The 10,263-nt window shown below is 72.1% G+C and carries 10 protein-coding genes; 5 read left to right on the top strand and 5 right to left on the bottom strand.

Annotation, left to right across the window (positions count from 1 at the left end):
• Positions 1–1,794 (bottom strand): zinc ribbon domain-containing protein (locus ACWEVO_RS02930; RefSeq protein WP_452305874.1); only part of this gene is annotated, 1,794 nt, incomplete at its 3' end.
• Between the two features lie 243 nt (positions 1,795–2,037).
• Here ACWEVO_RS02930 and ACWEVO_RS02925 point away from each other — a divergent pair.
• Positions 2,038–2,307 (top strand): hypothetical protein, encoded by a 270-nt coding sequence (locus tag ACWEVO_RS02925; RefSeq protein WP_452305870.1) that lies wholly within the window; start codon positions 2,038–2,040, stop codon positions 2,305–2,307.
• 51 nt (positions 2,308–2,358) lie between these two features.
• Here the strand turns inward: ACWEVO_RS02925 and ACWEVO_RS02920 are convergent, their stop codons facing one another.
• Complete coding sequence (locus tag ACWEVO_RS02920; RefSeq protein ID WP_452305869.1) at positions 2,359–3,555, bottom strand: acyl-CoA dehydrogenase family protein; 1,197 nt, start codon at positions 3,553–3,555, stop codon at positions 2,359–2,361.
• A 179-nt stretch (positions 3,556–3,734) separates the two neighbouring features.
• On the opposite strand from ACWEVO_RS02920, the gene ACWEVO_RS02915 reads away from it, so the two are divergent.
• On the top strand, positions 3,735–4,205 hold the full coding sequence (locus ACWEVO_RS02915; protein ID WP_452305868.1) for a DUF4190 domain-containing protein: 471 nt from the start codon (positions 3,735–3,737) through the stop codon (positions 4,203–4,205).
• 3 nt (positions 4,206–4,208) lie between these two features.
• Here ACWEVO_RS02915 and ACWEVO_RS02910 read toward each other — a convergent pair whose 3' ends face one another.
• A complete protein-coding gene (locus tag ACWEVO_RS02910; protein WP_452305867.1) occupies positions 4,209–5,099 on the bottom strand; it encodes an SDR family NAD(P)-dependent oxidoreductase in 891 nt (296 codons plus the stop codon).
• A 118-nt stretch (positions 5,100–5,217) separates the two neighbouring features.
• Here ACWEVO_RS02910 and ACWEVO_RS02905 point away from each other — a divergent pair, with 118 nt between their 5' ends.
• On the top strand, positions 5,218–5,733 hold the full coding sequence (locus tag ACWEVO_RS02905) for a DUF4190 domain-containing protein (RefSeq protein ID WP_452305866.1): 516 nt from the start codon (positions 5,218–5,220) through the stop codon (positions 5,731–5,733).
• A 56-nt stretch (positions 5,734–5,789) separates the two neighbouring features.
• Here ACWEVO_RS02905 and ACWEVO_RS02900 read toward each other — a convergent pair whose 3' ends face one another.
• Complete coding sequence (locus tag ACWEVO_RS02900; protein WP_452305865.1) at positions 5,790–6,746, bottom strand: HpcH/HpaI aldolase/citrate lyase family protein; 957 nt, start codon at positions 6,744–6,746, stop codon at positions 5,790–5,792.
• A gap of 126 nt (positions 6,747–6,872) precedes the next feature.
• Here ACWEVO_RS02900 and ACWEVO_RS02895 point away from each other — a divergent pair, with 126 nt between their 5' ends.
• Together ACWEVO_RS02895 and ACWEVO_RS02890 are read left to right on the top strand one after the other, a co-directional pair.
• Positions 6,873–7,697, top strand: a complete 825-nt coding sequence (locus tag ACWEVO_RS02895; protein WP_452305864.1) for an SDR family NAD(P)-dependent oxidoreductase — start codon at positions 6,873–6,875, stop codon at positions 7,695–7,697.
• Positions 7,698–7,723: 26 nt separating this feature from the next.
• Complete coding sequence (locus ACWEVO_RS02890) at positions 7,724–8,026, top strand: hypothetical protein (RefSeq protein ID WP_452305863.1); 303 nt, start codon at positions 7,724–7,726, stop codon at positions 8,024–8,026.
• A 3-nt stretch (positions 8,027–8,029) separates the two neighbouring features.
• Here ACWEVO_RS02890 and ACWEVO_RS02885 read toward each other — a convergent pair whose 3' ends face one another.
• Positions 8,030–10,222 carry an APC family permease gene (locus ACWEVO_RS02885; protein ID WP_452305862.1) on the bottom strand — a complete coding sequence of 731 codons (2,193 nt, stop codon included), beginning with the start codon at positions 10,220–10,222 and terminating at the stop codon, positions 8,030–8,032.
• Positions 10,223–10,263: the final 41 nt, after the last annotated feature.

Below are 10,263 nucleotides of genomic sequence, written 5' to 3'. Positions count from 1 at the left end.
TGCGCGGGGCAGTCTGGGCCGGTCCGTTGGTGCGTGTCCCTCCGGACGCTTGCCCGCCCGGCAGGGCCGGGTGGGGGAGGGTGCCCTGCGTCGCCGGGGCGCGGGGCGTGGTGGCTGGTGCCGGGTAGGGCCGGTCTTCGACCGGTCTGTCCGGCTGGTTTTGGTGACGACCGCGCAGGCTTCGAGTGTGTCGACCACGGCACGGATGATCATCTGTCCGCTGGAATTGTCAATGACGGTGGTGTCCTGGTGGGTGAGGCCGCGGGCGGCGATCCGCCGCCAGGCGCCGTGGTCGCGGTCGCCCTGCCAGCCGCAGTTGCCTATGTTGGGGCAGATGGCCCACGTCCAGCCCGGCACGGTCGGCTGGTCGGGGGCTTTGCGGTGCCGTAGCGGGGTCAGGCACTGCGGGCAGTGTTTGGAGGTGTTGCGGGCCGGGACGCCGACGACGGCGATACCCTGCTCGGCGGCGAGGTGCCGCATCCGGTCGACGATCTTCCCGCGGACTTGCTGGGACAGGCGCGTGTTCAGGCTGGCGCCCATGCCCTTGGCTTCCATGGACCGCAGGTCTTCCACGTAGATGACGGTCGCGCCCGCGGCGATCGCCTGGTCCACCGTCCAGCGGGCGGCAGCCCACGCGAGCGCGGCGTTCAGGTTCTGGCGGCGCTCGGACACGTGTCGGATCTCGTCGCGCAGCACGGCAAGCTTGCCCGCAAGTTGATGCCGCGGGTCGACGCCGATGAGCCGCTGATAGTGGTCGGCCTTGGCGCACAGCCGCTCACAATGGCGGCGCAGGCGATGCTGCTTGGCCAGGACTCCGGCGGCCCGGAACTGGCCCCCAGCGCCCAACGCGGTGATCCGGCCATCGGCTCGCCGTCTCAGGGCCCCCGCGCTGAGCAGGGTGTTCAGGCCCCAGTCCACTCCGAGCGCCACCGTGTGCCCGGTGGGCCGGGCTTTCGGCACGGCGTGGGTGTAGGCGACATCGGCGCGGACCTGCCGCCCGGCCACGCGCAGGGCGGGCAGGTGCAGCATCGCGTCCGCCGGGACGGTGGGCGGCAGGGTGATCGGGCAGGCCACCCACGTCCAGTCCCGATACGTGCGCGGATCCGGACGGGTGGGCAACTGCAGGCGCAGCAGCACCCTTCCCGGGTCGGTGTCGCTACGTTCCATCGTGGCCTGCTGCCGGTCACACGCGGCCAGCAACAACATCCGCGCAACCCGCGGCGCGCCTTCCAGTTCGAACACGTCCACCGGCAGGCGGCCGTGTGCGTTGAGGAACCTGACCACCTGCCGGGTGCGCGCCTTGATGACGTTGGCCGGCAGATACTTCCCGCCAGGGATCGCCTCCCGAACCTGATCCCACTCCTGCGGAGTGCGCTTGCCCGGGTCGGCCGGCCAGGTCGCGAGGACTCCGGCAGTCAGATCGGCACGCCAGTTCACCGACCGCAGCGCACGCCCGGCCTGCTCCTGCGCCATCCGCACGATCCGGTCATTAACCTGCACCCCCTCCGGGACGGTGACGGTCCAACCCAGCCGCCGCAACGCCATCCACGCGTTCGACGGCAACCTCCGCCCACCCGCGTCCACACCGCAGGCCAACACCCGCACATCCGCGGCATTCCACCGCTGCGCCAACAGCCCGCAGACCATGCCCGCCACCAGATCGGCACACCAGCCGACACGCTCCGCCAGCACCGCCTGGGACACAACCTCGCCGGACTTCTCATCCGCACCGGCGCGCACAAAAGCCCGGAAACACCCGGTCCGGGACGCCTCGCCCGCAGCCAGCGACACCATCCGACTCACCCGCCACCAACCTCACCACACCCAGACCCGGCCACCACGCACAGCACCGCCACACAACAGCACTCACCGCCGGCAGACCCCCACCGCCCGCATCAAACCAGAAGACACCGACACCAACGACCAGCCCACGATCACTGACGATCCTTAACCAGGTCCTTCAGCCTGCGGGTCCACCCGCACGTTGCGGAGGCGGGCGGGCTGCGGGTCCGCAACGGCTTCTCCGTCGACTTCCTGGTGCCCTGGGCCGCCATCGCCACGGCCGGGGCCCGCTACCGGTCGCTACCGGCCAACCGGAGCGTCCAAACCGAGCACGACGGGTCGAGGGCAGTCCTGAACATCGGCGCCGCCCGGCAGACCAGCGTGGACCTCGTGCTGCACGAACCGCTCAGGGTGGGCCTGCCGAAGGGCCCGAGCGAGCCGGTGCGGGAGATCCGCCTCTACGCCGACGACCCGTCGGCCCTGGTCGCCCGGGTCCGCCACCACCTGGCCACGCCCGCTTGTTAGGAAGGGCCCCTGCTCTACCGAATGCGTCGACAGGGGGCCCTTCCGCGCACCTCAGAGCTTGTACTCCTTGAGCAGGCCGCGCGAGATGATCGTCTTCTGGATCTCCGAGGTGCCCTCGCCGATGAGCAGGAACGGGGCCTCCCGCATCAGCCGCTCGATCTCGTACTCCTTGGAGTAGCCGTAGCCGCCGTGGATGCGGAACGCCTCCTGGACCACCTCGGCGCAGTACTCGGAGGCGAGCAGCTTGGCCATGCCGGCCTCGACATCGTTGCGCTGGCCGGCGTCCTTGAGCCGGGCCGCGTTGACCATGAGGGCGTGGGCCGCCTCGATCTTCGTACCCATCTCGGCGAGCTTGAACGCGACGGCCTGGTGCTTGGCGAGCGGCTGGCCGAAGGTGCGGCGCTGCTGGGCGTACGCGACGGCCAGCTCGAACGCCCGGATGGAGATCCCGCAGGCGCGGGCGGCCACGTTGACCCGGCCGACCTCGATGCCGTCCATCATCTGGTAGAAGCCGCGGCCGACCTTCTCCTCGCCGCCCAGCACGGCGGAGGCGGGGACGGTGACGCCGTCGAGCACCATCTCGGTGGTCTCGACGCCCTTGTAGCCCATCTTGTCGATCTTGCCGGGGATGGTCAGGCCGGGGGCGGTCTCGCCGAAGCCGGGCTCCTTCTCCAGCAGGAAGGTGCTCATGTTGCCGTAGACGGAGTCGGCGCCGGTGTCGGTCTTGACCAGGGTCGCCACCACCGAGGAGTACGCGCCGTTGGTCAGCCACATCTTCTGGCCGTTGAGGACGAAGCCGTCCCCGTCGCGGACCGCCTTCGACTTGATCGCCGAGACGTCCGAGCCGCACTCCGGCTCCGACATGGAGAACGCGCCGCGCACCTCGCCGGTGGCCATCCGGGGCAGCAGCCGGGCCTTCTGGTCGGCCGAGCCGTGCTGCGAGATCAGGTACGCCACGATGAAGTGCGTGTTGACGATGCCGGAGATCGACATCCAGCCACGGGAGAGTTCCTCGACGACCAGGGCGTAGGTCAGCAGGGACTCCCCCAGGCCGCCGTACTCCTCGTCGATGGTCAGGCCGAACAGCCCCATCTCGCGCATCCCGTCGAGGATGTCGGTGGGGTACTCGTCGGCGTGCTCCAGCCGCTGGGCGTGCGGGATGATCTCCTTGTCGGCGAACTCCCGGACGGTTTCCAGGATCGACCGCTGCACGTCGGTCAGGCCGGGCGTCTGGGCGAGTCGGGCCATCTCAGCCTCCGGGGGATCGGCGCATTACTCATGGGTAACTGAACGCTCGGTCAGTATCGACCCCGGGACCGGCGAGGCCAAGGTGACCAGTCCACACAACCGCTGTGAAAAGGTTCACCGCTGCGGGTAGCGTCCGCAAGAGAGGGCCCGTTGACCCGCGACGGAGGGGGCGAAGACGCGTGAGCCAGCCACCCGGCGAGCCGGAGCAGCCGCCGTCTCCGTACGAGCCGCCGTCCCACCAGCCGCCGTCGCCGTACGAGCCGTCGCCGTACGAGCAGCCGTCCTACGGGCAGCCCTACGGGGGCCAGCCGCAGCACCACCCGCAGTGGGGCCAGCAGCCGCCGCCCTACCCGCCGCAGCCCCCGTACGGGCAGTACGGACCGCCGGGCGAGCCACCCCGACCCCACGGCGGCGGCCCCAACGTGCTGGCCATCCTGTCGCTGGTGTTCGCCTTCGTCTTCGCCCCCGCCGGGATCGTCCTGGGCCACCTGGCCAAGCGGCAGATCCGGCAGACCGGCGAGGAGGGCGAGCAGCTCGCCACCTGGGGCCTGATCCTCAGCTACGTGTTCACCGTGATCGGACTGCTCGCCTGCTGCGGCTGGATCGGCCTGGCCTGGTGGGCGAACTCCGACAACGGCAACTACCGCTGACCGTCAGGGGTAGTTGCCCTCCCGCACGCTGTTGCCGCCGTCGACCACCAGCATCTGCCCGGTGATGTACGAGGCGGCCGGCGAGCAGAGGAAGGCGATCGCCGCGGCCACCTCGTCCGGCGTCCCGGGGCGGCCGACCGGGGTGCCCAGACCCTGCTTGATCTCGGCGGCGGTCGACGCGGCGGTGTAGATGGTGCCCGGCGCGACGGCGTTGACCGTCACCCCGTCGGCGATCATCTCCATGGCCAGCGCCCGGGTCAGTCCGACCACGCCCGCCTTCGCCGCCGCGTACGCGGCCTCGGTGGGCAGGGCGTTGACCGGGCCGGCGGTGGCCGCGAGGTTGACGATCCGACCCCAGCCCCGCTCGGCCATCCCACCGATGAACGCCCGGCTGCACAGAAACGCGGTGCTCAGGTTGCGGTCGATCTCGCCGCGCCACTCGTCGAAGCTGAGCTGGGCCACCGGCCGCAGCACCTCCGGGCTGGCCCGGCTGGCCAGCCCCGCGTTGTTGACCAGCACCTCGACGTCGCCCAGCTGCTCGGCCACCGCGTCGGCGAGCGCGCCCACCTCGGACTCGTCGGTGAGATCGGCGACGAAGCCGGTCACCCCCAGCTCCTCGGCGCGCTCGTGGATGCGCCGGGTGGTGGAGACGATCGCCACCCGGGCACCCAGGTCGGCCAGGCGGCGCGCGGTGGCGTACCCGATGCCGTCCGGGCTGCCGGCACCGGTGACCAGCGCCACCCGGCCATCCAACCGCATGGTGACCGGCTCGGCCAGCGGCGCCGGCTGGTCCTGGTCGGCGGACCCGGCCGGCAGGCCGCCCCGGGTGCGCCGCACCGTCCCCGGCCGGCTCACGTCCCGTCGCGACCGACCGCCGCGCGCGTCAAGTGCCATGCCGCGATCCTGCCCGCTGTGGACGTTCCGGGCAATGCGGCACCCGGAAAGCCGGTCCTCGGGTTTGCCCACCGCTGGCTACCCTGACGAGCACCCGCAGAGCTACGGAGATGAGCAGATGAGCTATCCCCCGCCGTCCGGTGGTTGGCACGACCCCTCCGCGCCCGGACCGCAGTCGAGCCCGCCGGCCGACCCGACGCTGCCGATGGGCAACCCGATCCCCACCCAGCCCACCTCGGCGGACCCGTACGCGCCCGCCGGTCCGTACGCCGGGATGCCGCCGGCCGACCCGTACGCCGCGCCGACCTACCCGGCGGCGGGCGACCCGTACGCCGCGGGCGGCTACCCGCCGCCGGCCTACCCGGCGTACGGCGCGCCGGCCACGAAGACCAACGGAATGGCCATCGCGGCCCTGGCCCTCGCGTTGATCGGCATCACGTCGTGCATCACCGCCCCGATCGGCGCGATCCTCGGCCACGTGGCGCTCAAGCAGATCCGGGAGCGGGGCGAATCCGGTGAGGGCATGGCGAAGGCCGGCATCATCATCGGCTGGATCCTCACCGCGCTGATGATCCTGTTCATCGTGGTGGTCGTCATCGCCGCTATCGCCGACAGCAACAGCAGCAGCTACTGACGCGGACGGGCCGCCCCGGACGACCGGGGCGGCCCGCCGGAATCAGCGTCCGGGGCTCACTCCGCCGGCGGGGTGAACGACGAGGTTCGACTCATCCCGGCCGCCCGGCCCTTCGCCGCGATCACCAGCGCCATCTTGCGGGACGCCTCGTCGATCATCTCGTCGCCGAGCATCACCGCGCCGAGCTTCCCGCCCGCCTCCGAGGTGTAGTAGTCGTAGGCGTCGAGGATCAGCTCGGCGTGGTCGTAGTCGGCCTGGGCCGGGGAGTAGACCTCGTTGGCCGCGTCGATCTGGCCGGGGTGCAGCACCCACTTGCCGTCGAAGCCGAGCGCCGCCGAGCGCTTCGCCACCTCGCGGAACGCGTCGACGTCCCGGATCTGCAGGAACGGGCCGTCGATGGCCTGCTTGTCGTGCATCCGGGCGGCCATCAGGATGCGCATCAGGATGTAGTGGTAGGGGTCGCCCGGGTAGTCGGGGATCAGCGCGCCGACCACCAGCGACTTCATGTTGATGGAGGCCATGAAGTCGGCCGGGCCGAAGATGATCGTCTCGACCCGGGGCGAGGCGGCCGCGATGGCGTCCACGTTGACCAGGCCGGCCGCGTTCTCGATCTGCGCCTCGATGCCGATCCGGCCGACCTCCAGGCCGAGGGTCTTCTCGATCTGGGTGAGCAGCAGGTCAAGCCAGTGCACCTGCTCGGCGTTCTGCACCTTCGGCAGCATGATGCAGTCCAGGTTGGCGCCGGCGCCCTCGACGACCTCGATCACGTCCCGGTAGGTCCACGGCGTGGTCAGGTCGTTGACCCGGACCACCCGGGTCTTGCCCGCCCAGTCGCCCTCGTTCAGCGCGGCGACGATGTTCTTCCGCGCGTCCGGCTTGGCCAGCGGGGCGACGGCATCCTCCAGGTCGAGGAAGACCTGGTCGGCGGGGAGGCCCTGGGCCTTGCCGAGCATCTTGACGCTGGAGCCGGGTACCGCGAGGCAGGACCGGCGGGGGCGACCGACAGCGGCCATGGATGCGCTCCTTCCAGCGTCCGGCGAGCGCCGACGCCAAGATTTCGAGAAATCGAGAACTTAACGATCCCAAAGGGCGTGGTGACGCCACGGTAACCTCGTGCCGTGACCGGGGTGAATGGACCTGTGGAAGATCTCACTGAGCGTCGGATCGTGGTGGTGACCGGTGCCAGTTCGGGCATCGGGCTGGCCGCCGCGGTCGACCTGGCCGGCCGCGGTGACCAGGTGGTCCTGGTCGGGCGGGACCCGGCCCGATTGCAGGCCGCCGGCGACCGGGTCCGCGACGCGGGGGGCGAGCGGCCGGAGCTGTTCCGGGCCGACTTCGCGGTGCTGGACGACGTCCGCCGGCTGGCCGAGAAGCTGCGCGCCGCGTACGACCGGATCGACGTGCTGGCCAACAACGCCGGTGCGATCGTGCTCCAACCGGTCACCACGGTGGACGGCTTCGAGCTGAGCATCCAGGCCAACCATCTCGCCCCGTTCCTGCTCAGCAACCTGCTGCGGGACCGGATCGGCCGGATGGTGGTGACCGCCTCCGGCGCCCACCGCAGCGGGACGCTGGACCCCGACGACCTGAACGCCACCCTGCACGGCTTCCGGCCCTACCGGGCGTACGGCACCAGCAAGCAGGCGAACATCCTGTTCACCGCCGAGGCCGCCCGGCGCTGGCCCGAGGTGCCGGCGTACGCGTTCCACCCCGGCGTGGTGCGCACCCGGTTCGGCGCGGACAGCCGGCTGGTCGCGCTCGGCATGCGGCTGCTGCCCTTCCGCAGCCCCGAGAAGGGCGCGCAGACCCTGATCTGGCTGGCCAACCAGGACCCGTCCCGGCTCACCACCGGCGGCTACTACTACGACTGCCGGCCCCGCCGGCCGCTGGCCAAGGCGCGCGACCCGCAGCTCGCCGCCCGGCTCTGGGCGGCCAGCGCGCAGGCCGTCGGCATCGACGCCTGAGCAGCGCAGCGGAACGCAGGCAGATGATGACGGGAATCCACGAACGCGAGACGGGCGACGTGCTGCTGGTGGCGCTGGTCGACCTGAGCGCCGACGCCGAGGCTGGCCAGCGGTACGAGGACGCGGTGCTCGCCCTGCTCGGGCGGCACGGCGGACGGCTGGAACGCCGGTTGCGGACCGGCGACGGGCGGACCGAGGTGCACGTCATCCGGTTCGCCGCGCGGGCCGGCTACGAGGCGTTCCTGGTCGACCCCGAGCGGGCCGCGCTCCGGGCCGGGCTGGGCGACGTCGCCCCCACCACCCAGGTGCTCGAGGTCCGGGACGTCTGACGGTCACTCGGCCACGTGTACCGGGACGCTGGTGACCACCACCCCGGGCAGGGCCCGCAGCGCGCTCCGGAGCCGCTGCTCCGCCCGGCTGTGCAGCAGCCGGTGCCGGCGGCCGCGCAACACCACCTCGGGCACGATCACGGTCAGCGTCAGGTCCGGCCGGGCGGCGTGCAGCGCCTCCAGATAGTGCGCCAGCGGCCCGATCACCGCCCGGTACGGCGACACCACCGTCTCCAGCCGCAGGTGGTCGCCCCAGGCGCACCACTGCTCCCGGAACCGGTCCGCCTCGGACTCCTCGGGGGCGATGTGCACGCCGATGGTCGGCTGGCCCAGCGATGCCGCGTACGCCAGGGCGCGCAGCGACGCCCGGTTCAGCCGGGCCACCGGCACCACCACCAGGTGCCGTACCTCCTGGGGCAGCTCCTCGCCCTCGGCGGAGCCGGCGGCGCCGCGCGGCCCGCCGCCGGACGGGGGCGGCGCGGGTCCCGGGTAGGGCGGCGGGTGCAGTGCGAGGGCGTGGTGCAGCCTCTCGTAGTGGCGGTGGATTCCGCGGGCGAGCAGCACCAGCGTGGGTACCGCGATCACCACCAGCCAGGCGCCCTGGGCGAACTTGCTGACCGCGGCGATCACCAGCACCAGCCCGGACAGCGTGGCACCGACCGCGTTGAGCACCAGCTTGCGCCGCCAGCCCCGGGTCCGGTGCCGGCGCCAGTGCACCACCATGCCGGCCTGGGACAGGGTGAAGGCGAGGAACACGCCGACCGCGTAGAGCGGGATCAGTGACTGGGTGTGCCCACCGAACGCGACGAAGATGGCCGCCGCGGCGACGGCGAGGGAGACCAGCCCGTTGTTGAACGACAGCCGGTCCCCCAGGTGCAGGAACCGGCGCGGCGCGTGGCCGTTGCGGGCCATGAAGAAAAGCACCCGGGGGAAGTCGTTGAAGGCGGTGTTCGCCGCCAGCAGCAGGATCAGCGCGGTGGCGGCCTGGAGGAGCGCGTACCAGGGTCCGGTGGGGAAGGTGACCCGGCCGAGCTGGGACAGGAGCGTCTCGTCCGCCCGGGGCACCAGCCCGTCCAGGTGGATCAGGACGACCAGCCCGGCGAAGAGCACCACCAGCATGCCGATCATCCAGCTGAGCGAGATGCGGGCGTTGCGCCACTCGGTGGGACGGAAGGCCGGCACCGCATTCGACACCGCCTCGATCCCGGTCATCGACACCGCGCCGGAGGAGAAGGTGCGCAGCAACAGCAGCAAGCCCAACCCCTCGGTGGCCGGCACCGCGGGCGGCGGCACCGGCGCGAAGCCCCGGCCCGCCGCGCGCGCGTAGCCGACCATCAGCAGGGCCAGGACCGCGACCAGGAAGGCGTACGTGGGCAGCACGAAGATGTTGCCGGCGGTACGCACCCCGCGCAGGTTCCCGGCGAGCAGCAGGGCGATCACCAGCACCCCGAGCGGCACGCTGAGCGGGGCGAGCCCGGGAATCGCCGAGGTGATCGCGTTCACCCCGGCCGCGATCGACACCGAGACGGTGAGCACGTAGTCGAGCATCAGCCCCGCCGCCGCCGCGAGCCCGGCCGTCGTCCCCAGGTTGTCGCCGGCCACGATGTACGAGCCCGCCCCGTGCGGGTAGGCCGGGATGGTCTGCCGGTACGACACCCCCACCGCGATCATCATCAGTGCCAGCAGCGCGGCGATCGGCAGGGAGAGCCCGAGCGAGGCGCTGCCGGCCAGCACCAGCACCGTGAGGATCGCCTCCGGCCCGTACGCCACCGAGCTGAGCACGTCGGAGGAGAGGATCGGGACGGCGACGAGCTTGCGCATCCGCTCGTAGACCACGGCGGAGCTGGACAGCGGCGGGCCGAACAGCGTCCGGCGCAGCCGGGTGAGCGCCCGCCCGGCCCGGGTGCCGGGCAGATGGGCCGGCTCGGTGGCGCACAGTTCCTCAGGTTCCTCGACGGTGAACAGGTCGATCGGGGTCAGCCGCCCGAATCGGCTCGGCGCCGGGCCCGGCCGGGTGCGGCCCAGCGTCGGGTCGACGGGCAACTCCTCCGCCCGGCGGGGGCTGCGCCAGCGCTCGCCGATCCGGGCCAGCGCCGCCCGCTCCTCGGGGCCGAGCGGCGGGAACTCGGCAGAGGGCGTGACGAGCGAGCCCCGATCGGGCTCGCCGTCGCCCCGTCGCTCCGCTTGCGCCCCCACCCTCCGCACTCTCACCGATAGCGGCGGCCGGGGCGGAGCTT

The organism is Micromonospora sp. NPDC003776, from assembly GCF_053605645.1.
This window is presented reverse-complemented; position numbering and strand designations above follow the sequence as displayed.